General features: G+C 71.2%; 16 protein-coding genes. 7 read left to right on the top strand and 9 right to left on the bottom strand.

Annotated elements, in window-relative coordinates:
- Positions 1 to 21: 21 nt before the first annotated feature.
- The gene (locus ACFO0C_RS38760) at positions 22 to 453 is read right to left on the bottom strand and encodes a DUF1801 domain-containing protein (protein WP_378071782.1); all 432 of its coding nucleotides are present in this window, start codon (positions 451 to 453) and stop codon (positions 22 to 24) included.
- A 220-nt stretch (positions 454 to 673) separates the two neighbouring features.
- Here ACFO0C_RS38760 and ACFO0C_RS38755 point away from each other — a divergent pair, with 220 nt between their 5' ends.
- Together ACFO0C_RS38755 and ACFO0C_RS38750 are read left to right on the top strand one after the other, a co-directional pair.
- Positions 674 to 1,000: a putative quinol monooxygenase gene (locus ACFO0C_RS38755; RefSeq protein WP_378071781.1), complete on the top strand. Its 327-nt coding sequence runs from the start codon at positions 674 to 676 to the stop codon at positions 998 to 1,000.
- A gap of 45 nt (positions 1,001 to 1,045) precedes the next feature.
- Positions 1,046 to 4,399: a hypothetical protein gene (locus ACFO0C_RS38750; RefSeq protein WP_378071780.1), complete on the top strand. Its 3,354-nt coding sequence runs from the start codon at positions 1,046 to 1,048 to the stop codon at positions 4,397 to 4,399.
- Between the two features lie 170 nt (positions 4,400 to 4,569).
- On the opposite strand, the gene ACFO0C_RS38745 is transcribed toward ACFO0C_RS38750, so the two are convergent.
- Positions 4,570 to 5,676, bottom strand: a complete 1,107-nt coding sequence (locus ACFO0C_RS38745) for a cellulose binding domain-containing protein (protein WP_378071779.1) — start codon at positions 5,674 to 5,676, stop codon at positions 4,570 to 4,572.
- A 135-nt stretch (positions 5,677 to 5,811) separates the two neighbouring features.
- Between ACFO0C_RS38745 and ACFO0C_RS38740 the strand changes: the two genes are divergently transcribed.
- Positions 5,812 to 5,973, top strand: a complete 162-nt coding sequence (locus tag ACFO0C_RS38740) for a hypothetical protein (protein ID WP_378071778.1) — start codon at positions 5,812 to 5,814, stop codon at positions 5,971 to 5,973.
- 215 nt (positions 5,974 to 6,188) lie between these two features.
- On the opposite strand, the gene ACFO0C_RS38735 is transcribed toward ACFO0C_RS38740, so the two are convergent.
- The 3 genes from ACFO0C_RS38735 to ACFO0C_RS38725 form a co-directional block, all read right to left on the bottom strand.
- Positions 6,189 to 7,688, bottom strand: a complete 1,500-nt coding sequence (locus ACFO0C_RS38735) for a (Fe-S)-binding protein (RefSeq protein WP_378071777.1) — start codon at positions 7,686 to 7,688, stop codon at positions 6,189 to 6,191.
- Positions 7,688 to 8,998 carry an FAD-binding oxidoreductase gene (locus ACFO0C_RS38730; protein WP_378071776.1) on the bottom strand — a complete coding sequence of 437 codons (1,311 nt, stop codon included), beginning with the start codon at positions 8,996 to 8,998 and terminating at the stop codon, positions 7,688 to 7,690. Before ACFO0C_RS38730 ends, ACFO0C_RS38735 begins: the two co-directional genes overlap by 1 nt.
- A gap of 76 nt (positions 8,999 to 9,074) precedes the next feature.
- Positions 9,075 to 10,523, bottom strand: coding sequence for an FAD-linked oxidase C-terminal domain-containing protein (locus ACFO0C_RS38725; RefSeq protein ID WP_378071775.1), 1,449 nt, complete (start codon positions 10,521 to 10,523; stop codon positions 9,075 to 9,077).
- Between the two features lie 157 nt (positions 10,524 to 10,680).
- On the opposite strand from ACFO0C_RS38725, the gene ACFO0C_RS38720 reads away from it, so the two are divergent.
- On the top strand, positions 10,681 to 11,376 hold the full coding sequence (locus tag ACFO0C_RS38720) for a hypothetical protein (RefSeq protein WP_378071774.1): 696 nt from the start codon (positions 10,681 to 10,683) through the stop codon (positions 11,374 to 11,376).
- A gap of 323 nt (positions 11,377 to 11,699) precedes the next feature.
- Complete coding sequence (ppdK, locus tag ACFO0C_RS38715) at positions 11,700 to 14,378, top strand: pyruvate, phosphate dikinase (RefSeq protein WP_378071773.1); 2,679 nt, start codon at positions 11,700 to 11,702, stop codon at positions 14,376 to 14,378.
- A 285-nt stretch (positions 14,379 to 14,663) separates the two neighbouring features.
- Here ppdK and ACFO0C_RS38710 read toward each other — a convergent pair whose 3' ends face one another.
- Positions 14,664 to 16,367 (bottom strand): hypothetical protein, encoded by a 1,704-nt coding sequence (locus ACFO0C_RS38710; RefSeq protein WP_378071772.1) that lies wholly within the window; start codon positions 16,365 to 16,367, stop codon positions 14,664 to 14,666.
- Between the two features lie 190 nt (positions 16,368 to 16,557).
- Here ACFO0C_RS38710 and ACFO0C_RS38705 point away from each other — a divergent pair, with 190 nt between their 5' ends.
- The gene (locus ACFO0C_RS38705) at positions 16,558 to 16,962 is read left to right on the top strand and encodes a VOC family protein (RefSeq protein ID WP_378071771.1); all 405 of its coding nucleotides are present in this window, start codon (positions 16,558 to 16,560) and stop codon (positions 16,960 to 16,962) included.
- Between the two features lie 524 nt (positions 16,963 to 17,486).
- Here ACFO0C_RS38705 and ACFO0C_RS38700 read toward each other — a convergent pair.
- Complete coding sequence (locus ACFO0C_RS38700; RefSeq protein WP_378071770.1) at positions 17,487 to 17,900, bottom strand: DUF4259 domain-containing protein; 414 nt, start codon at positions 17,898 to 17,900, stop codon at positions 17,487 to 17,489.
- 294 nt (positions 17,901 to 18,194) lie between these two features.
- Entirely contained in the window at positions 18,195 to 18,338 is a 144-nt protein-coding gene (locus ACFO0C_RS38695; RefSeq protein WP_378071769.1) for a hypothetical protein, read from the bottom strand.
- Positions 18,339 to 18,684: 346 nt separating this feature from the next.
- Between ACFO0C_RS38695 and ACFO0C_RS38690 the strand changes: the two genes are divergently transcribed.
- Positions 18,685 to 19,356, top strand: coding sequence for a YceI family protein (locus ACFO0C_RS38690; protein WP_378071768.1), 672 nt, complete (start codon positions 18,685 to 18,687; stop codon positions 19,354 to 19,356).
- 540 nt (positions 19,357 to 19,896) lie between these two features.
- Here ACFO0C_RS38690 and recQ read toward each other — a convergent pair.
- On the bottom strand, positions 19,897 to 22,266 hold the full coding sequence (gene recQ, locus ACFO0C_RS38685; RefSeq protein ID WP_378071767.1) for a DNA helicase RecQ: 2,370 nt from the start codon (positions 22,264 to 22,266) through the stop codon (positions 19,897 to 19,899).
- Positions 22,267 to 22,317 lie beyond the last annotated feature (51 nt).

Genomic DNA, 22,317 nt, shown 5'->3' with positions numbered 1-22,317 from the left:
GATTATGCCGCCCGATTCGACCTATTGCTGCTCGGAGATGACCGTCCGTCCGTCCAGATGCCGGAACCCTGCCGCCACCAGGTCTTTCAGAGCATTCTCGTCGACGTCGGCGAGTCGTTTCAGGTACAGGCACGACTTGCCGGTGGTGTGCGGGCCGAGCCGGTCCAGGAGGTCCTGGTAGCCGTCGAAGCCGGCCGACACGTACAGCGTCAGTGCCTGTTTGCGCGGTGACAGCGCGACCGCCGGCCAGTCGCCCTCCCGGCCGGTCGCATACCGGTAGTGGTAGACGCCGAACCCGATGATCGCCGAACCCCACATCACCGGCTCGGCACCGGTGACCTCGGCCATCAGCGCGCAGGTCGCCTCGGCGTCGGCCCGCCGTCTCGGATCGGCGACGGCGGCCAGGAACGCGGCCACGTCACCCTCGTTGCGTGTCGTCTTCGGCTCCGCCATCCGCCCAGCCTAGGGCCCGGCCGCCCGGTTGTCGCTCTCCCGATCGGTGGCCGCCGGTGGACCCTCGCCGGTGGGATCTCGCCCGTGGGGATCTCGCCCGTGGGGATCTCGCCCGTGGGGATCTCGCCCGTGGGGATCTCGTCAGTGGCGATCTCGTCGGCGGACCCACGCAATCGGCCCGCCAGCCGTGATGGAATGGGATCTCCTCGAGGGAGGTCCGATGATCTTCATTACCGCGAAGTTCCTGATCAAGCCGGAGCACGCCGACGACTGGCCGCGCATCGCCGCCCCGTTCACGGCCGCGACCCGCGCCGAGCCCGGCTGCCTGTGGTTCGACTGGTCCCGCAGCCTCGACGATCCCGCCGAGTACGTGCTGGTGGAGGCGTTCCGGGACGGTGACGCCGGCGCCGCGCACGTCGGCTCCGACCACTTCAAGCAGGCCCAGCGTGACCTGCCGCCCTACCTGGCCGCCACGCCACGGATCATCAGCCAGTCCGTCGACCAGTCCGACTGGTCCGAGCTCGGCGAGATGGCCGTCGGCCGCTGACCGGGCCGGATATTCGATCTCTCGCCGGCCGGTCGGCTGGGCACAATGGGCGGCGTGCTCGTAGCTACCCGTGATCTCCTGGCCTCGCTGGAACCGTTGACCCATCGCGGGCGGATGAATCTCCTGGCGACGTGGGCCCGTGTGGCGCCCGACCGTGCCCAGGTCTGCGCCGATCTGCGTGGTCAGGGTCCCTACGAGAGGATGCTCGCACTGGTCGCGGCGCTGGTCGTCGCCGACCCGGCCGGTGTCGCCGAGGCGGGGCACGATCCGCAGGCGTCGATCCGCGCCGTCGCGCTGACGGCGGCGCTGCGTGCCGGATTTCCGATCGGCGACCACGCGGCCCGGCCCGCGGCCGAGCGGTACCTCGTCTATCGGACGCTCCGCCGCGAGCCACTGCCCGTGATCGGTGGTGCCGTGATTGCTGATGCCCTGATTGCCGATGCCCTGATTGCTGATGCCCTGATCGGCGGGGTCCGGGCCGAGTTCGGCGACGAGGAGGCCGCCGCGCTGCTGCCGGGCTGCGGCACCGATACGGTACGGGCGTTGCTGCCGGAGCTGGAGCATGCGCTGAGTCCGGGGCGGCTCGTGCGGCGGCACTCCGGGGCATTGCTGGACCGGGTCGGGGAGCGCCTGGCCGCGGCACCGGCCGAACGGCGTGACCGGATCTGGTCCGAGACCGCCGGCGCGGTGCTGCGCTGTGACCCGGCGCGGGCGCTGGACCTGCTGGAACGGTACGCACCCGAGGACTCGCTGCCCGGCCCGTTACGGGCGTACGGCGTCCTTGCCGCATACGACGTCCGTCGTGTCGTACGCCTGCTGACCGAACCGGGACGCACGGCCTGGCTGCGGCGGACCGTGCTGCCGAGGGCGCTGCTGAGCCGTCTCGCCGCGCTGCCGGCCGCGGAGCTGGTGCCGCTCGCCGTCCGGTGCCGTGACAACGACCGGGCGCTGGCGGCGTTTCTTCGCGCCGTCGCGCCGCACCGGCGTGGCGAGCTGTACGACCTGGCCATGGCCGAGGTGGACACGGCGGCACGGGCACCGGCCGCCGTGATCATGGAGGTGCTGCCCGCCGCTGTCCGGATCCGCGAGGCGGCCCGCATGCTGGCGACGGCGGAGGTCCGGGAACGGGAGTCCACGGTGTTCCAGTGGAGCGCCTACCTGGCCTGGCCGGAGGCGTCCGCCGCGCTGGAGGCGGCGTTGCGGTCGGGGGACGCGGGTGTACGCGCGACCGGCTACGCGCTGATCGTCGACGCCGCCCGCCGGTCCCGTGACACCGGCGTGGTCGCCGAGGTGGTCGGCCGGCTCGGCCGGCTGAGCAACGAGCAGGATCCGGTCCGTGCGGCCGCGCTCACCGCCCTGGCCCGGGTGGCGCCGCTGCTCACCGCCGGCACCGCGGACGGGCTCACCCGGCTCACCACCGACGCGGTCGAGGCCCGTGACGGGTCGGCCGCCACCATGCGGGCGCTGAGCGGGCTCGCCGCCGACGTGCTCCGGCATCACGTCGCGGAGCCGGAGCTGCGGGAGTGGGCGCTGCTCACGATCGACCTGGTGACCAGCGGGTCGCATACGCCGGTGCTGCGCCGGTTCGACTCGGTGCTGCGCCGCGGCGACGAGACGGCGGTCTTCGAGCGCCTGCGCGGCTGGGTCGAGGCCGCCATCGCCCGGGGCCGGTACGGTCCGCTGTTCGCGCTGACCCACGCGCTCGGCGGCCGTGCCCGCGATGTGTCGCCACTGCAGGACCTGCTGCGCCGTGCGGCCGGGCCGGACACGCTGCCGTCGGTCGCCCGTACGGCGATCGGGTTGTGGCTCGACGACCCGCGGACGCGCGCGGACCGGGTTGCCGACGTCCTCGCCGCCGACGCCAGCGCGGTGACGATCCATCTGGTGTGGTGGATCGTCTGCCGGTCCCGCGCCGATCTGCTCGACCAGGTGCTGGACAACGTCCCACGCGGCCGTTTCGTGGAGACGGGGACCCGCTGGGTGCCGGCCGAAGCCCATCACGTCGAGCAGTGGCTGCCCCGCCAGCAGGCCCGGTTCGTGGCCTTGCAGGAACTGGTCATCGCCGACCCCGGGCAGACGGTGTGGCAGCGTGCGAGGGCGATCCGTGCGGCCGCGGTGGTGCCCGGGGCCGGGCGTGAACTGGCCCTGCGCCACGTCGACGCCGCCGAGGTGCCGATCGCGGAGGCGGCGCTCGGCGCGCTGGCCTGGAGTGACCGCCCCGCCGACGCGCTGCCGGTGCTGGTGGGACACGCCGGTGGGGACCGGGCGCGGGTGGCGCTGTACGCGGCGGGCCGGGCGGTCCGGTACGTCCCGCCGTCGCGGCTGCCCGAGGTGCTCGGCCCCGTGCTCGCCGGGCCTGCCAAGATCACCAGCCGGAAGGAGGCGGCACGGCTGCTCGCCCGCTACGGGCCTCCGCACATGATGGCGATGCTGCTCGACGCGTACACCCATCCGGCCGCACACCGGGACGTGCGTGCGGCGATCGTCGCCGCCGCCCGGCAGCGCCTGTGGACCGACGCGAGCTGGGCCATCCTGGAGACGGCGCTCGCCGGCAGCCGTGAGGAACGCTACGCCGTCCTGGGCGCCCGGGCGTACGCCGTCCCGGAGCACAGCCGCCGGCGCTACGGCCGGCTGATCGTCGGGGCGTGCAGGTCCGCCGACCGGGAGGTGCGGCGCACCGCGTTCGGGCAGTTGAACGAGTGGGCACCGTGGCTGGACGACATCATCACGCTGGTGGTGGACCGGATCACCGACCTCGGCGAGACGACCGATCTCGGGGAGGTCGTCGAACTCGTGACGGCGGGCGGCGACGAGGTCTTCGGTGCCACACTGGGCCGGCTCGTGGAGCGCGACGCCGCCGACGACCTGCCGGGTGGCCCGGACGCCGACCGCCCGGCCCGGCGTCGTGCCGAGCTGCTCACCCAGGCCGTGTCGATCCGTTCCGGCGCGCGCCCGTACGACGCGGACCGGTCCCATTTCGTCGACCGGGCGCGCTGGCTCGCCGACCGGCCCGGATTCGTGACCGCCGCCGTCCGGCTGCTGATCGATGTCGGCCGGTTGGACGGTCTGGACGAGGTCGCCGACCGGTGCGCGGGCCGTCCGGTCCTGGCTGTGCGCGCCGCCGGCTACCTCGGCGAGCGCCTGCCGGATCTGGCCGCGGCGGTCAGCCCCGAGGCCGTCGCCGCCGCCGTCACCCGCCTGTCGGGACGCGGCGATCCGGCGGGTGGGCTGCTCGCGTTGGCGCTGGTCGCCGTCGGTGACGAGTTCGGCTGGAAGGCACCGTGGTGCGACCTCGTGCACGAGCTGCGCCGGCACCCGGACGCCGAGGTACGGGACGAGGCCTACGGCGTCGACATGGCCGCCGTGAAGTACGTCTGGACGACCGGCCCCCTGCCCTGACCCGGGCTGCCCTGACCCGGGCTGATCTGGCTCCTGGCTGATCTGACCCCTGACTGATCTGACCCCTGAGCGATCTACCTCTTGACTGATCGGCCCCTGAGCGATCTGGCCTTTGAGTGATCTGGCCCCGCGGCCGGTGGGCGCGGCTCGCACCCACCGGCCGGACCGGGTCAGGCGATGGCGGCCTGGACGGCGGGCAGCCATCGGGCGGCGATCTTCACGTTGCCGGCGTCGTTGGGGTGCACGCCGTCGTACGTGTCGGTGGTGGTGTTGAATCCGGTCCACTGGTCGACCACGGTGACCGGTGACGCGGCGGTACTCAGCGACGCGGCCCAGGCCGGGATGGCGGCGTTGAGGGTGACGACCCGCTGCCCGCAGTCGGTGCAGGTGGACGGGTTCAGCGGGATGATCTGCGCGACGATGATCTTCATTCGTGGGTTGGCGGCGCGCATCTGGCCCACCAGCGTGGTGTAGGCGTTGAGGATCGTGGCGGCGGGGATGTTGCTCCACGCGTCGTTGGTGCCGAAGTGCATCAGGACGACGTCCGGCCCGGTGGCGCTCAGCCAGCCGGGCAGCAGGCTCTGACTGGCCACGTTGGTGACCAGGTAACCGCCGTGGCCCTCGTGCTCGCCGTCGTAGGCGAAGCCGCAGCCGTCGCCGGGCAGCGTGCCCACGAAGTCGACCTGGGCAGCCGGGAGCTGCTGCCAGAGCAGGGCTCGCCAGCAGCCGGGCGAGCCGGTGATCGAGTCACCCAGCGCCATGATCTTCTTCTTGGTGCCGGGTGTCGTGCTCGTCGACGGCGACGGGGATCCGCTGGGCGACGGGGATCCGCTCGGTGACGGGGATCCGCTGGGCGATGTGGTCGGCACTACGCCTCCGGTGCAGCTGACGCCGTTGAGGGTGAAGGCGGTGGGCACCGGGTTGCTGCCGGTCCACGAGCCGTTGAAGCCGAATGACGCCGTGCCGTTGGCGGCCAGGGCGCCGTTCCAGGCCGCGTTTCGGACCGTGACGGTGGTGCCGGACTGGGTGACCGAGCCGTTCCACAGCTGGGTGATGGTCTGCCCGGCCGGGAACGTGAACACCAGCGACCAGCCGTTGACGGGGTCGCCGAGGTTGGTGACGTCGACCGCCGCGCCGAAACCGCCGGGCCACTGGCTGCTGACGGTGTACTTCACGGCGCAGCCGGACGCGGCGTTGGCGCTGGTGGCGACGGCGACGCCGCCGAAGGTGAGCAGGGCGGTGGCGAGGCCGAGGACGGCCCATTTTCGTCTTTGCACGGATGCCTCCGGGGATGTGCTTGACGGGCGTGCGGGGACGGAGCACGCTGGGAGCGCTCCCAATTAACGCACATCAATGCGCGTTGGGAGAACGGCAATCCGTCGATTCGTCGCCGCGCACCGGAGAGGCTGTTCGTGAAGGCGCAAGGGTTCGTGAAGGCGCAAGGGTTCGTGAAGGCGCAAGGGTTCGTGAAGGCGCAAGGGTTTGTGAAGGCGCAAGGAGAGGCGCTGGTGCTGAGCGAGACGTGCGGCGCGATGGGATGGGTGCCGCATGGGTGGGCGGCTGTGGTGGAGTGAGGTCAGCAGCGCGGGGGCGTCGCGACCTCACGGCGGTCGCCCGCCGGGAGAGCGGGGAGACCGGGCGGCTACGGGCCCGGCTCCCCGCGTCCCGGGGTAGCTCAAGCGTCCGCGCATCGCTCACGCGGGCCGGCATCGCTCACGCGGACCGGCATCGCTCACGCGGACCGGCATCGCTCACGCGGACCGGCATCGCTTAGCCGGGCCGGCATCGCTCAGGCGGGCCGGGACAGCAGCGGCTCCGGGCCCAGGTTGCGGATCGAGGCGTCGAGGACCTGCGCGGTGTGCGCCAGCGCGATCGTGCCACCCTGTCGGCCGACCGCCGCCGCGACCTGCATCAGGCAGCCCGGATTGGCGGTGACGAGTAGCTCGGCGCCGGTCGCGAGCACCATGCGGGCCTTGCGGTCGCCGAGTTCGGCAGCGGGCTCCGGGTTGAGGACGTTCCACACGCCGGCCGACCCGCAGCAGATCTCCGCCTCGGCGATGGTCCGTACCTCCAGTTCGGGGATGCCGCGCAGCAGCGCCCGCGGCTGGACCCGCACCCCCTGGGCGTGCCCCAGATGGCAGGCGTCGTGGTAGGCGACCGACATCGGCAGCGGATGCCGGCGGGCGACCGGCCCGAGTTCGACGAGCAGTTCGGACAGGTCACGGACCTTCGCGGCGAACGCGGCCGCCTTCGAGGCCCAGCCCGGATCGTCGGCGAGCAACTCGCCGTACTCCTTGAGCGACGAGCCACACCCGGCCGCATTGACCACGAAATAGTCCATGCCAGTCTGCTCGAACGTGTCGATCAGCCGCCGGGCGAACCGTTGCGCCTCCGCGCGCCGTCCGTTGTGCACGCTTAGCGCACCACAGCAGCCCTGGCTCGGCGGGATCAGCACCTCACATCCCTCGGCGGCGAGGATCCGTACCGTCGCGGAATTGACGTCCGGAAAGAACGCCGACTGAACACAACCGGTCAGCATGCCGACGACCGCGCGCCGCTCACCGCGGGCCCGGACGCGGGCCGGCGGGCGCGGCACGCTACGCAGCCGCGGCGCGAGCGAGTCGAGGGTGGCCAGGGTGGGCGCTAGACGTCGCAGGAGACCGGTGCGGGCGAGGGCCTTCTGCAGACCCGATCTCTGGTACGCCCGGAGCGGCCCCCGCAGCAGCCGGAGCCGATTCGGGTACGGGAACAGCGCGAAGATCGCCGCCCGCAGCGCCCGTTCCCGTGGTCCGCGCTGGTGACGGCGCTCGACCTGGGCGCGGGTGTCCTCGATCAGCCGGTCGTAGCGAACTCCCGACGGACATGCGGTGACACAGGCCATGCACCCGAGGCAGTTGTCGAAGTGACCGACCATCGAGTCGCTCAGCGGTTCGCCGGACAGCCCCTGCCCGATGAGGTGGATCCGGCCGCGCGGCGAGTCCATCTCCTCGCCCCACAGCACGTAGGTCGGGCACGTGGTCAAGCAGAACCCGCAGTGAACACAATCGGACACAAGATCAGCACTGGGTGGATGGTGAGCGTCGAACGCCGTCCCGTTCTCGGCGGCCCGCAGCACGTCGGTCGTGACAGCGCCAGCACCAATACCTGCACCAGCACCAGCGCCGGCACCGAAACCGGCATCAGAACCGGCCCCGGGCAGCGCCTCGGCGGGCGGGGTGCCGGTCCCACGGGTGGCGTCGACCGGGTTCGGCGAGTTACCGGCCGGATCAGGGGCGGTGGTCTCGGGCATCAGATGCCTCCCACGAAACGGCCGGGCGCGAAGCGGTGGTCCGGGTCGAACTGGTCTTTCACCCGGCGCATCAGGTCGATCCCGGGCACCGGCCCCCACATGTCGATCCGTTCCCGCACGGAATCCGGCGCGCTCAGCACCACCACATGCCCGCCGGCCGCCGCTGCGACCACCCGCAGCCGGTCCACGACACGTGCCACCTGGTCGCTCGACCCCGGCCCGGCCCCCGGAGCAGGGGTGGGAGCGGGGAGGGTGGCCGCGGGGGAGACGGCGGCGGAGGCGGCCCCCGGGGAGACGGCGGCGGAGACGGCCCCCGGGGAGACGGCGGCGGAGACGGCCCCCGGGGAGACGGCGGCGGGGAAGGCGGCGCCGGCGTAGAGGACACCGCTTCCGGCGGAGCCCCGGATCGTCAAGCCGGCGTCGACAGCGGCGCTGATCAGGGCGGGGACACCGGAAAGGGTGCTGGTCGTTTTGAGGGACAGGGTGTCCGGGCCGGCCGGGCACGGTGGTGTGTTCCACCAGGGCGGTGGTGTGGTGGACACCTCTCCGTCGAGGAGACGGGCCAGGGCGGCGGCACGGTCGCGGACGCCGGTCTCGGTGCCTTCGATGAGGACCGCGATTTCCGGTTCGGTGCCGGGGGCGGCGTTGACCTCGAGGGCGCTCACTGCGGACTGGCCGGCCAGGACGTTCGCCGCGTGGGTGGGTGGGGCGACCGCTCGTACGAATGCGGTGAAAAGAGGGACCGGATGCAACCGGAAGACGCATTCGGTGATCAGGCCGAGTGTGCCCTGCGATCCGGTGTAGAGCTTGCCCAGGTCGTATCCGGCGACGTTCTTGACCACCTTGCCTCCGGATCTGGTGATCCGGCCGTCCGGCCGGACGACGGTGATGCCGATCAGCAGGTCGCGGGCCGTGCCGTAGCGGAGGCGGCGGGGTCCGCTGGCGTTCGCCGCGACCGTTCCCCCGGCCGTCGCCGCCGCCGGCGCGTCGAGGGCGAGCTGCTGGCCGGGCAGGTTGTGCAACTCGGCCATCGGGGTGCCGGCCCGGACCACGGAGATCAGGTCGCCGGCGGCGTGCTCGACGACCCCGGTCAGCCGTCGCGTGTCGATGATCAGGTCGAGCTCGCGTGGTGGCGGACCGTGGTGGATCTTCGTGCCGCCGCCGCGGATCACCACCGTGAGGTCTCGGGTCGCGGCGATCAGCGCGGCCGCCTCCTCGGTGCTGGCCGGCGCCGCGACCAGCCGGGCCGGCACCCCGGCGACCACATCGCCGTCCCCCGCCTTGACCGCGAGATCGTTGAGCACGCTCATGAACGGCCCCCGGAAACGCTCTGGGTGACGCAAACGCTCTGGATGACGGCGACAGGCCGGGAATCGGGAGGCGGCATCAGAAGACCTCCGCCACGCCGGACTCCCGCAACGGGTGGGCGCCGCGATGGTGGCCCGGCCTCTCGCCGCACAACCGTGGCGTGGGGAAGACCTTGCCGGGATTGGCGATGCCGTCCGGGTCGAACGCGCACCGGACCAGCTGCATCGTGTCCAGATCGTCGTCGGTGAACATCCGCGGCATGTAGCGGGCCTTGTCGACGCCGACGCCGTGCTCGCCGGTGATCGAACCACCGTGCTCGATGCACAGGTCGAGGATCGCCCCGGAGACCGTCTCGGCGCGGCCGGCCGCTCCCGGCACGCCGTCGTCGAACAGCACCAGCGGATGCAGGTTGCCGTCGCCGGCGTGGAACACGTTCGCCACCCGGACCCCGTGCTCGTCGGCGACCTCGTTGATGCGGCGCAGCACCGTCGGCAGCGCGGTCCGCGGGATCACGCCGTCCTGGACGATGTAGTCGGGGCTGATCCGGCCGACCGCCGCGAACGCCGACTTGCGCCCCCGCCAGATCAGCTGCCGCTCGGTGTCGTCGGCGGCGACCCGGGTCTCGAACGCGCCGTTGGCCGCGCACAACCGGCTGACCTCGGCGAACTGGGCGTCGACCTCGGCCGACGGCCCGTCCAGCTCGACGATCAGGACCGCGCCGGCGCCGGCCGGGTAGCCGCAGTGGACGGCGGCCTCGGCGGCCTCGATGGCGAGCGCGTCCATCATCTCGATCGCGGCCGGGACCACGCCCGCCGCGATGATCGCCGATGTGGCGGCCCCGGCCTGGTCGGTGCCGGCGAACGCGGCCAGCAGCGTGCGGACCGTCTGCGGCAGCCTGGTCAGTCTGACGGTGACCTCGGTGGCGACGCCCAGCGTGCCCTCCGAGCCGACGAAGGCGCCGAGCAGGTCGTACCCCGGAGTGTCGGGCGCCGCCCCACCGAGCCGGACCAGATCGCCGTCGGGAGTGACGACCTGCAGGCCGGTGACATGGTTGGTGGTGAACCCGTACTTCAGGCAGTGCGCGCCACCCGAGTTCTCCGCCACGTTGCCGCCGATCGAGCAGATCTGCTGGCTGGACGGGTCGGGCGCGTAGTAGTAGCCGAACTCCCGGGCGGCGTCGCTGACATGCAGGTTGATCACGCCGGGCTGGACCACGGCGCGCTCGTCCTCCGGCCGCACCTCGAGGATCGACCGCAGCTGGGACGTGACGATCAGGACGCCGTCGGCGTGCGGAAGGGCCCCGCCGGACAGCCCGGTGCCGGAGCCCCGGGCCACGAACGGCACCCGCTCCTCGGCACAGGCCCGGACCACGGCGGCGACCTGCGCGGCTGTCCGGGGGAGGACGACGACCGCGGGGATCACCTTGTAGTGGGCGAGGCCGTCACACTCGTAGGTCCGCAACCGCTGGCGGTCGGTGATCACCTGGTCCGGGGCCAGCTCGGAACGCAGACGCGACAAAAGGGTCATCCGAACCTCCTCGGCAACTCTGCCCACCGCCACGCTAACCGTGATCGCCGCCCCGCGCGACAAGGGAATCGAACCTGTGGATAAGCGGGTGGTGGCCGTCCTGCCACCGACTGTGGATACTTTTCCGCCTGGTCGGGACGTCTGGCAGGATGGCCGGATGTTCCTGACCGCCAGACCCGTCCGTGCCGCGCTGGGCGCCGCCTGTGCCCTGGTGGTGATGGCCGCCGGGTGCAGTTCCTCCGACGACGGCGAGCCGGATGCCGGGCTGATCACCGTGACCACCATGCGGGGTTCGTTCCTCCAGCCGGCCGAGATCGGTCCGGCGTGGGCCGCCCCCGAGGAGAGCGCCGCGCCGACCACGCTCGTCAGCTTCTGCGGTGGTGGCAGCACCCCGCCGCAGGTGCCACCGGGCGCCGAGCTGGTCTCGTCGAACGCCGCAGACGAGGGGGAGAAGGGCGCGCAGACGCTCCAGCAGTCCGCCCTGGTCTACGCCGACGCCGACAGCGCCTCGGCCGGGCTGGGCCTGCTGCGGACCGTCGCCGACCAGTGCGAGAAGACGTCCGAGGTCCCGGCGGCGGTGACCGCCGATCGCAACGAGCCGGCCTACACCGAGACGGTCGAGGTCCGTGAGCTCGACGAGGGCGTCTGGTCCGGGTTCGTGATCGTGCGCCACAAGCTGTATGAGGCGGCCCACCCCGGCACCGCCGACGTCGCGGTGGCCGTGCTGCGGACCCGCAACGTGGTGCTCGTCGACAGCTACGCCATCTACCAGTTGAACAACGCGAGTCCCGCGCCCAACTTCGAGGCCGACTGGAAGAAGCTCGTCGGGTCGGTCGTTCAGCGCGTGGGATAGACACGGCGACGATCGTCGTCTAATGTTCGCGGTGCGCCGTTGCGAGTTCTTCCCCCGTGGAATTCGCAGCGGCGCCCTTATTTTCTGCCGTGAACCGTGCCGGCGCCCCCTTCTCCACCACGCGATCAGCAGCCGGCGGGTTGTCGGCGGGCAAGTCCGCTGCTCGTTACTGCTCGGAGAGAGCGTGTACCGCTCAGTGATGGCCGTACCCGTGTGGAAAAAGCCACGGGACTGTTAACTATTCACCCCGGTCGTGCTTAGCCTTACGAATCCCAGGGCAGGAGTTGGTATCCGCCGCGGATTCTTAACCGGGAGGTAGAGGCATGAAGTTCGTCTACGACTTCGCCGAGGGCAACAAGGACCTCAAGGACCTTCTGGGTGGCAAGGGCGCCAATCTCGCGGAGATGACCAACCTGGGCCTGCCCGTGCCTCCCGGCTTCACCATCACCACCGAGGCGTGCCAGCAGTACCTGCGCAACGGTACCCACGTCGACGGCCTGGCCGCCGAGATCGACGCGCACCTCGCCGCGCTCGAGGAGAAGATGGGCCGCCGCCTCGGCGACCCGGCCGACCCGCTGCTCGTGTCGGTGCGGTCCGGCGCCAAATTCTCCATGCCCGGCATGATGGAGACCGTCCTCAACGTGGGCCTCAACGACGAGTCCGTGGACGGGCTGTCCCGGCAGGCCGGCGGCAACGACCGGTTCGCGTGGGACTCCTACCGCCGTCTCATCCAGATGTTCGGCAAGACCGTGTGCGACGTGCCCGGCCACGAGTTCGAGAAGGCCCTCGACGACGCGAAGTCCGCCAAGGGCGTCCGCGACGACGTGCAACTCGACGCCGACGATCTGCGGGCGCTGGTAACCGCGTACAAGAAGGTGTTCGCCAAGCACACCGGCCACGAGTTCCCGCAGGACCCGCGCGAGCAGCTCGACCTCGCCACCGAGGCGGTGTTCCGTTCGTGGAACGCCGACCGCGCCGTCCTCTACCGCCGGCAGGAGCGCATCCCCACCGACCTGGGTACAGCCGTCAACGTGGTCGCGATGGTCTTCGGCAACCTGGGCGCCGACTCCGGCACCGGTGTCGCCTTCACCCGCGACCCGGCCACCGGCGAGCAGGGTGTCTACGGCGACTACCTGTCCAACGCGCAGGGCGAGGACGTGGTCGCCGGCATCCGTAACACGCTGCCACTGGCCGACCTGGAACGGCTCGACAAGCGCTCCTACGACGAGCTGATGCAGATCATGGCCACTCTGGAGGGCCACTACCGGGATCTGTGCGACATCGAGTTCACCATCGAGCGCGGCAAACTGTGGATGCTGCAGACCCGTGTCGGCAAGCGCACGGCCGCCGCCGCGTTCACCATCGCCGCCCAGCTCGTCGACGAGGGCGTCATCGACCTGGACGAGGCGCTGCACCGGGTCACCGGCGCCCAGCTGGCACAGTTGATGTTCCCCCGCTTCGATCTGACCTCTGATCCGTCATCGGTGACGCGTGGCATCGGCGCGTCGCCGGGCGCCGCCTATGGTCAGGTCGTCTTCACCTCGGCACGCGCGGTCGAGGTCGCTGCCTCGGGGACGCCGGTCATCCTGGTCCGGCGCGAGACCAACCCCGACGACCTGCCCGGCATGATCGCCGCCAACGGCATCCTCACCAGCCGAGGCGGCAAGACGTCACACGCCGCCGTCGTCGCGCGAGGCATGGGCAAGACCTGCGTCTGCGGCGCCGACGAGATGGAAGTCTCCTCGTCGTCGTTCACGATCGGTTCGGTGACGGTCCGTGAGGGCGACACGATCTCCATCGACGGCACCAGCGGCCGCGTCTACCTCGGCGAGGTCCCGGTCCGGCCCAGCGAGGTCGTGCAGTACTTCGAGGGTGACCTGGAGCCGGCCAGTGCCAACGATCCGCTGGTCGCGGCGGTGCACCGGATCATCACGCACGCCGACGAGAAGCGCCGCCTGACGGTGCGCACCAACGCCGACACCGGCCCCGACGCGGCCCGCGCCCGCCGTTTCGGCGCTCAGGGGATCGGCCTGTGCCGCACCGAGCACATGTTCCTCGGCGACCGCCGTGAACTCGTCGAACGCCTGATCCTGGCCCGCACCGAGACGGAACGCGACGACGCCCTCGCCGCGCTCCAGCCGCTGCAGCGGGCCGACTTCCTCGACATCTTCCGCGAGATGAACGGGCTGCCCGTCACCATCCGGCTGATCGACCCGCCGCTTCACGAGTTCCTGCCGTCGCTGGAGGAACTCGCCGTGAAGGTCGCCGTCCAGCACGAGCACGGCCAGCGTGTCGAACACGACGAGCAGATGCTCGCCGCCGTCCGGCGCATGCACGAGCAGAACCCGATGCTGGGCCTGCGCGGCGTACGCCTGGGTCTGGTCATTCCCGGTCTCTTCGCGATGCAGGTCCGGGCCATCGCCGAGGCCGCCGTCGCCCTGGCCGCCGAGGGCGGCCGGCCGCGCCCCGAGATCATGGTCCCGCTCGTCGGCGCCGTCCAGGAACTCGAGACGGTCCGCGCCGAAGCCGAGAAGATCATCGCCACGATCGTCGGCGACGCGGACGTCGACATCCTGATCGGCACCATGATCGAGGTCCCGCGGGCGGCGCTGACGGCCGGCCAGATCGCCGAGGCCGCCGAGTTCTTCTCCTTCGGCACCAACGACCTGACCCAGATGGCCTGGGGTTTCTCCCGCGACGACGTCGAGGGCGCGTTCTTCTGGCGCTACCTCGAACTCGGCATCTTCGGCATCTCCCCGTTCGAGTCGATCGACGCCGACGGCGTGGGCCGCCTCGTCCGCATCGCCGCCGAGGAGGGCCGCGCCGCCCGTCCCGGCCTGAAACTGGGCGTCTGCGGCGAACACGGCGGCGACCCCGACTCCGTCCACTTCTTCCACGAGGTCGGCCTCGACTACGTCTCCTGCTCCCCCTTCCGCGTCCCGATCGCCCGGATCGAGGCCGGTCGCGCCGCCGTCACCGCCGAAGGCTCCGACCACCGCTGACGTTCCTCCTCAGCCCGGGTGGTGGGTGCGGCGCGGTTCGTTCCACACCCACCACCCCCTTATCCGGTACGCCGTGCCCCCTCCCGCCGGACCACACCTCTCGAACTACACCGCGACGCCCCCGCAACACCGGACCGCAGCGCGCCCGCCGGGCTGAATGCGGCCCAAGACGCCTTAAGACCCGCCAGAATCGGTCAGTCACCTGAATCGGTCAGTCACCTGAATCGGTCAGCCAGCGCGTCGTTGGCCCGCCGGCCACTCACCGCCCATCTGCGGCTTCGGCGGTCAGCCGTCGCTCGCCCCGCCGGCCGGGTGGGCGCCGTCGACGACCGGCGGTGTGACTCCGGGTGGTGCCGTGCAGGTCGCCGCCCGGACGACGGCGTCGTGCAGGTCGGCGGCGATCCGCGGCCCGGCGAGGGCAAGTAACTCGGCGGCGGCGTGCTCCAGCATGGCAGCCGCCACCGTCCAGTCGGCGCGGGCGGCCGCGCCGACCCGGCGGACCGCTTCGGCCGGTCGGTGCCGGAAGAGCAGGACCGCCAGCTCCGGACAGCGCTCGACGGTGACATCCCGGGACCGGCCGGCCCGGCCGCGGCGCCGGGCCGGGCCTGGCTCGATCGGCACCGGGCCCGGGCTGCCGGGCAGCGGACCCGTGCCGCCCAGCAGCGGGTGTGGGCCTGTCGGCGCATCGGTGGCGTCCGGCAGCGGGTGTCGGCCTGGCGGCGGGTCTGTGGCGTCCAGCAGCGGGTGTCGGCCTGTCGGCGCATCGGTGGCGTCCAGCAGCGGGTCCGGGTCGGCATATCCGGCGTCGGCCAGGATCAGCAGCGCCTCGCGGTCTCCGCCGGCGGTCGCCTCGGCGCGCACCCGGGCGGCCAGCGCGGCGACGATCGGAGTGTCCGCGTTCTGCCGGACGATCTCGGCATACGCCGGAAGCCGCCGCACGTCGAATCCGTCCGGAACCGGCTCCGGGGCCAGACTGTCGGCACCGAGCCGGTGAGCCCGCGTGGTCCGTGCCGTGATCCGGGCATACAACCGATACACCGGATCGCCCACCGGTAGCTCCGCAGCCCCGAGCACCTGCTCGTTCGCCGACACCACCGCCGCGACGACCGGCCCGGCCGCCGCCGGATTCCGCCGGACCTCGTCGTGCGCCGCGGCCGCCTCCGGATCCGGGCGGCGCCCGGCGAGACGCTGCTCGGCATACACCGCCGACCCGTGACACACGAACGCCGCCCGATGGACCTCGCCCAGCGCCGGCAGCCCGGCGAGCAGCGCATGCCCCAGCCCCGTGGCGAACGGCAGCACCCCGACCGCGGTGTCGAACCGGGCCCGGTGATCCGGTCGCAGGTAGGCCAGGACCTCCCGGTCGTGACCGTCACGCCCGCCCGGCCAGGACCACGACGGCATCCGGGTCAACAGATGCCGCTGCCGGGACCAGGCCTGCGCCTCCCGCTCCAGATCGTGCGCGGCCAGACCGGCCCCGACCAGCGCGCACTGGGCGACCGCGGCCTCACCGGGGTCCTCGATCAGGGCGGCGAGCGCGGCTGCCCGGCCACAGTCGGTGCCGGCCAGGTGTCCCACGAACACCCGCAACAGCCGGGCCAGCGAGTACGGGTTCCCGGCGAGTGGCGCGGATGGGAGCAGTGCCCCGAGCCGGACCGCCGGATCGGTGAAGAGATGGCGGCGGGTGTGCGCCTGCCATCGCACCCGGATCTCCCGCAGACAGCCCTCCTGCTCGTCACCGGGAGCCGGTGAACCCTCCGGAGTGAACGGCGCAGCGCCCCCGCGCCCGCCGGCCCCGGAGCCGCTCAACCCGGCGCGCACCAGACTCAGATAAAGCACCAGGGGCAGGTCGCCCCCGGCTGCCTCGGCCGCTCCCAGAGCCTGATCGACGAGCTGGCGGAAGCGTTCGTCGGAACCGGTGCGGTCTAGCAGCGACAGCCGAAGCCGCCGGTCGAGCACGGTGACGCCGGGTCGTCTGGTCGCCGCCATCGTGCCTCCCCATCGATTCAATTCACTGCGCCGGATGCTACCGGCGGGGTACGACATCGAACGCGTCCGTCGCTTTCCCGGCTGCGGCCGACCGCTCGGGCGGGTGGTGGCGGGCTGATCCCGCGGAAAATGTCGGGGGGTGGGTCTAGCGTCCGAGGGGACGGAGTCAATGACGACGATGGAGCGACTCATGACGTCTCTGCTCAACCCGTACCTGACGTTCGACGGCAAGGCGCGCGAGGCCGTCGAGTTCTATCACTCGATCTTCGGCGGCGAGCTGAAGGTCAACACGTTCGGCGATTTCGGCGCTCCCGACCCGGCGTCGGCCGACCTGATCATGCACGCTCAGCTGGAGACACCGCAGGGCTACACCCTGATGGCCTCCGACTGTCCGCCCGGTATGGAGTACAAGCCGGGCGAGAACATCACCGTCAGCCTGAGTGGCGCCGACGGTGACACGCTGCGCAACGCGTGGGAGAAGCTGTCCGCCGGCGGCCAGGTGCGCGTCCCCTTGGAGAAGCAGATGTGGGGCGACGAGTTCGGCCAGTTGGTCGACCGTTTCGGCATCCCATGGATGGTCAACATCACCCAGTGACACCGGCACCGGGGCGCGCGCCGGATGCTGTTCGCGCCCCGGGCCGGTCCCGAGCGGCGGCCCCCGGTCCGCAGCCCCCGGTCCGCAGCCCCCGGTCCGCAGCCCCCGGTCCGCAGCCCCCGGTCCGCAGCCCCCGGTCCGCAGCCCCCGGTCCGCAGCCCCCGGTCCGCAGCCCCCGAGCGGCGGGCCGAACATCCCGCTAGCGCCCAATGGCCGTTCGCTTCCTGCTGGCCTGCCGTTCGGTGCCCGCTGGCTGCACCTCGCTGGTTGGCTGCGTCCTGCCGGCTGGCTGCGTCGTGCTGGCTGGCTGTATCTCGCTGGCTGGCTGCGTCGTGCTGGACGTTCGGTGCCCACGCGCCTGGGCGCCTCCGCTCAAATTGCGGACTCGGGGGCCTCGCGGATGGGGTGCAGGGTGGCGAGGGTTTTGGGGAGGCTGTCCTCCCACGGGTCAGACTGCGGACTCGAGGGCCTCGCGGATGGGGCGCAGGGCGGCGAGGGTTTTAGGGAGGCTGTCCTCCCACGGGTCAGACTGCGGACTCGAGGGCCTCGCGGATGGGGCGCAGGGCGGCGAGGGCCTTGGGAAGGCTGTCCTCCCACAGGTCGCTCCATTCGGAGTCGTCGCCGGACACGCGGTCCAGGGCTCGCAGTGCCAGCGCGGGCAGGTCGTCCGGCAGGTCGAGGGTTTCGCCGGCGGCCAGGAAATCCGGGGCGTAGGCGGTGGTGAGCGGCGTGCCGGTGGGCAGAAGCGAGGCGATCACGGCTGCTGCCGCGACGGCCTGGTTCGCGGCGTCGGCCTCGAGGTATTCGCCGTCGTGCAGCACACTGTCGAGAGTCTCCCGGATCAGGGTGGAACGGCGAGCCGGGTCCGCGTCCTGCAGATCACCGCTCCAGTCGGCGGCGTCATCGTTGTCGAACGGCCCGAAATCCCAGGTGCCCATCTGTCCTCCGGTGTTTCCTCGTCCGGCCTCCGGGGCCGGGCGCGGTCGTGTGTGGCCGGTCAGGTGCCGATCCCCTGCCGGCCAGGTGTCGTAGCCGTTCCGGCCAAGTGCCATATCCGTGCTAAGCGTCGTATCCGTGCTGGTCAAGCGTTGTATTCGTTCCGGCCAGGTGCTGTGTCCGTGCTGAGCGTCGTATCCGTGCTGGTCAAGCGTTGTATTCGTTCCGGCCAGGTGCTGTGCCCGTGCTGAGCGTCGTATCCGTGCTGGTCAGGGGCCGGTGGTGGCCGGCGTTGATCAGTGTGGCTGGTAGGCGGCGTCGATCAGTGGCCGGTAGGCGGCGTTGATCAGAGCCCGGTGGTCAGCGTCGACCAGTGTGGCCGGACGTCGCGTTTCGCGGGCTGCTTCGGCGACGTGCCCGGCCGCTCCCGGAATGATCACACACGGGTGACCGGGGTCGGGAACCGGCGCGCGGGTTCACGCTCGGTGTTCGAGGATGACGAGACTCACGCTCCGTGTCGCTCTTCCGACACGCTCCGCCGACGGCGCGGGATCGCCCCGAATTGTTTCCCTCATTGTGTTTCGGCAGTTCAAAACACGTACTATTTGGGTTGGAAACACCGTTTCGGGGCGAGTTGATCCGCTGTGGCGCCCACCACGTACCGCAATCGGGGGGTTAACTATCTGAATATTGTGGTGCATAGAATCCTCGCGAAATCAGCATCGGGCGGGCCGGGGGGCTCGTGCGCCGCCGTGCGGCAGCGATGCTGCCGAGGGGGAGAGCTACGTGACCGTCGAACGGCCGGTCCGCAACTGGAACGGCTTGATCATTCCGGATCCAGGGGTCTACACACTGGATGAGGCACACAAGCGAATCGGTTTCGTGGCGCAGCACATGATGGTCAGTCCGATCCGGGGGGAATTCGCGCAGGGCACCGCGACGATCGTGGTGGGGACCGATCCGCTGCGGTCGACGATCAGCGCGTCGATTCGGACGGACAGCATCAACACGCACAACCCGGAACGGGACGCCCATCTGTCCAGTCCGGACTTCCTCGACGTCGGGCGCTATCCGACGATCGAGTACCGCAGCACCGGCATCGCCTGGGAAGCCGACAGCGACCCGATCTTCAACTGGGCACGCCTTCGCAACAATCCGCTGGGCCGCCGGGGAACCATTGCCGATCTACCACCCGCGGCGACCCGGGCGTCCGGGCGTTTCGTGATCCAGGGCTACCTGACGGTCAAGGCGGTGACCCGGCCGATCGACATGCAGATGGAGTTCGGAGGCGCCCGCCGCGATCCCTACGGCCGGGAGATCTTCGGCTTCAGCGCCGCTGCCGAACTCGACCGCGAGGACTACGGCCTCCTCTGGAACGTGGCCCTCGAGTCCGGCGGCGTCCTGGTAGGCAAGAAGATCCGCATTGAGCTGGCAGGCGAAGCCATCCGCAACACGTGACCGGAGCCCATCGAAGTTCCCTGACCAGAAGCGATCGGCAACCCCGCCACCCACGACATCTGGTCAGAAGCCATCGGCAACACCACTCTGCTGAGGGCTGCGCGCAGCTCCTGACCAGCGGAAATCCGCGACTCATCACAGCCACTCCCTGACACGCCGACCCGGATCCCGGCATGCGCTGGCCACCGAGGCGGGCGCGATGCGGCACGCGGGCGGAGCCTGCCAGGCTTCGACCGCGGGCCGCAGCTCGGTTGGACAGATCCAGCAGAATGGCCGCGAGCCGGGTGGCGGTCTGTCGGTAACGGGAGCCTGGTGGAACGGCAGCCTGGTGGAACGGCAGCCTGGTGGAACGGCAGCCTGGTGGAACGCGAGCCAGGTGGAACGGCAGCCTGGTGGAACGGCGTCGGGTTGGCAGCTCCTGTTTCGGGGCTTTGTGTGGCGTGTCGCCGTTGATGGGCCGACATGGCGGGCCTGGATGGCGGGGCGGACGCTGATGTCGGCGTGATCGTCAGGGATCGACTATCACGCCGGTCAGTGGGGTCAGCCCTCGTAGTAGGGGTCGTAGTCCTCATCCGGCTCTGGCGGGAGCGGCGGTAGGTCCGGGTCGTCGAAGGGCGTGACCCCGGGGTAGCTGGACCGCGGCGGCCCGGATGCGGAGAAACGAGACGCCGAGTCGCGGGACATAGACGGTTTGGATGCGACCGAACGGGACGCGGAAGGCTGGGTGGTGGACCGCCGGGCGGCGGTGGACGGAGTCGACGGCCGGTCGGGGGCCACCGGGAAGAGTGAGTCGGGCGCATCCGCCGAGAATCCGGCTGCGGGAGCGGGTGGGGCCGCAGGAGCCCGCCCCGGCGAGGACGAAAGCGGCGAAGAGGAAAGCGACGACGGCGGAGAAGAAAGCGACGACGGCGACGACGACGGCGGGGACGACGGCGGGGACGACGGCGGGGACGACGGCGGGGACGACGGCGAGGAGGAAGGTGATGCAGGTGGAGTGGCGTCGGTGGGGGTTTCTCCACGGACTGTGGCCAGCACGGCCTCGCCGAACTTCGTCAGCTTGCTCTGGCCGACTCCGCTGACCGTGCCCAACTGGGCCAGCGTTGCCGGGGCGAGGGCGGCGATCGATCGCAACGTCGCGTCGTGGAAGATCACGTAGGCGGGGACGCCCTGCTCCTTGGAGGTGGCGCCTCGCCAGGAACGCAGGCGCTCGAAGAGGGCCGCAGCCTCGGGAGTGAGATCGACCGGGGCCGCCTTGGAACCGGAGCCTGAAGAACCGGAGCCTGAAGAACCGGAACCCGAACCGGAACCCGAACCTGAAGCCGACGCCCGCGAACCGCTGCGGGAAGAACTGCGCGGCGCCTCCCGGCGCATCAGCAGTTTTCGCTCGCCGCGCAGCACCTCGCCGCTGCGGGCGGTGAGGGTGAGCGTCTGATGGTTGGGCTCGACGGCCAGGAAGTCGCCGGCCAGGAGCTGGCGGACCACGTTGCGCCACTCGACCTCGCTGAGGTCGCTGCCGATGCCGAAGACGGACAGGTCGTCGTGGCGGAAGCGGGTGACCTTCTCGGTGCGTTTGCCGAGCAGGATGTCGATCGAATGCTGCGACCCGAACCGCTGGTTGCGCTCCTTGTGCAGGCGGAACACGGTGGACAGCAATTTCTGGGCGGGGACCGTCGCGTCCCAGGACTCCGGCGGTGCCAGGCAGCTGTCGCAGTTGCCGCAGGTGGCGGGGGCCGTCTGGCCGAAGTACCGCAGGATCTGCGCGCGCCGGCAGGTGATGCTCTCGCAGAGGGCGAGCATGGCGTCGAGGTGGCTGGCGGCGTTACGCCGGTACGCCGCGTCGCCCTCCGAGTTCTCGATCATGCGGCGTTGCTGCATGACGTCCTGCAATCCGTAGGCCAGCCAGGCCGTCGACGGCAGACCGTCACGGCCGGCGCGCCCGGTCTCCTGGTAGTAGCCCTCCAACGATTTCGGCAGGTCGAGATGGGCCACGAACCGCACGTCGGGCTTGTCGATGCCCATCCCGAACGCGATCGTCGCGACCATGACCAGACCGTCCTCCCGCAGGAACCGGGACTGGTTCGTCGCCCGGGTCCGTGCGTCGAGACCCGCGTGGTACGGCAGCGCCGCGACCCCGTTCTGGACGAGGAACTCGGCGTGTTTCTCCACCGACGCGCGGGACAGGCAGTAGACGATCCCGGAGTCGCCGTCGTGCTCGGTGCGCAGCAGGTCGAGCAGCTGGCGGGCCGGATTGTTCTTCCCGACGATCCGGTACTGGATGTTGGGGCGGTCGAAGCTGGCGGTGAAGTGCCGTGCCTCGGTGAGCTGGAGCCGGGTGGCGATCTCGTCACGGGTGGCCGGGGTGGCGGTGGCGGTCAGCGCGATCCGCGGCACGTCGGGCCAGCGCTCGTGCAGCATCGACAATGCCAGGTAGTCGGGCCGGAAGTCGTGGCCCCACTGGGACACGCAGTGCGCCTCGTCGATGGCGAACAGCGAGATCTTCCCCCGGTCGAGCAGGCGTTGCACCGCGGCGGTGCCCAGACCCTCGGGCGCGACGTAGAGCAGGTCGAGCTCACCGGCCACGAACTCGGCCTCCACCAGCCGGCGCTCGTCGAGGTCCTGCGAGGAGTTGAGGAAGTTGGCCCGCACGCCGAGGGTGCGCAGCGCGTCGACCTGATCCTGCATGAGCGCGATCAGCGGCGAGATCACCACACCGGTGCCGGGGCGGACCAGGGCCGGGATCTGGTAGCACAGCGACTTGCCGCCACCGGTCGGCATCAGCACCAGCGCGTCGCCACCGCCGATCACGTGCTCGACGATGTCGGCCTGCTCCCCACGGAACGATGGGTAGCCGAAGACACGGTTGAGAGCGTCGGTGGCACTGGACACGGAGAGCAGAGGGGCCTCAGTCACCCCGCGAAGTCTAGAGAGCCGGACGGACGACCGGAGTACGCCCTGTGGATG

Origin of the sequence: Actinoplanes subglobosus (assembly GCF_042650585.1) — a bacterium.
Taxonomy (GTDB): Bacteria; Actinomycetota; Actinomycetes; order Mycobacteriales; family Micromonosporaceae; genus Actinoplanes; species Actinoplanes subglobosus.
The sequence above is the reverse complement of the archived record's forward strand: the minus strand, read 5'-3'. Positions and strand labels throughout refer to the sequence as shown.

What these genes read in the sequence shown, in the direction of transcription:
- ACFO0C_RS38760 (WP_378071782.1), bottom strand. Translation starts at nt 453, where the DNA reads ATGGCGGAGCCGAAGACGACACGCAACGAGGGTGACGTGGCCGCGTTC.
- ACFO0C_RS38755 (WP_378071781.1), top strand. Translation starts at nt 674, where the DNA reads ATGATCTTCATTACCGCGAAGTTCCTGATCAAGCCGGAGCACGCCGAC.
- ACFO0C_RS38750 (WP_378071780.1), top strand. Translation starts at nt 1,046, where the DNA reads ATGGGCGGCGTGCTCGTAGCTACCCGTGATCTCCTGGCCTCGCTGGAA.
- ACFO0C_RS38735 (WP_378071777.1), bottom strand. Translation starts at nt 7,688, where the DNA reads ATGCCCGAGACCACCGCCCCTGATCCGGCCGGTAACTCGCCGAACCCG.
- ACFO0C_RS38730 (WP_378071776.1), bottom strand. Translation starts at nt 8,998, where the DNA reads ATGAGCGTGCTCAACGATCTCGCGGTCAAGGCGGGGGACGGCGATGTG.
- ACFO0C_RS38725 (WP_378071775.1), bottom strand. Translation starts at nt 10,523, where the DNA reads ATGACCCTTTTGTCGCGTCTGCGTTCCGAGCTGGCCCCGGACCAGGTG.
- ACFO0C_RS38720 (WP_378071774.1), top strand. Translation starts at nt 10,681, where the DNA reads ATGTTCCTGACCGCCAGACCCGTCCGTGCCGCGCTGGGCGCCGCCTGT.
- ppdK (WP_378071773.1), top strand. Translation starts at nt 11,700, where the DNA reads ATGAAGTTCGTCTACGACTTCGCCGAGGGCAACAAGGACCTCAAGGAC.
- ACFO0C_RS38710 (WP_378071772.1), bottom strand. Translation starts at nt 16,367, where the DNA reads ATGGCGGCGACCAGACGACCCGGCGTCACCGTGCTCGACCGGCGGCTT.
- ACFO0C_RS38705 (WP_378071771.1), top strand. Translation starts at nt 16,558, where the DNA reads ATGACGTCTCTGCTCAACCCGTACCTGACGTTCGACGGCAAGGCGCGC.
- ACFO0C_RS38700 (WP_378071770.1), bottom strand. Translation starts at nt 17,900, where the DNA reads ATGGGCACCTGGGATTTCGGGCCGTTCGACAACGATGACGCCGCCGAC.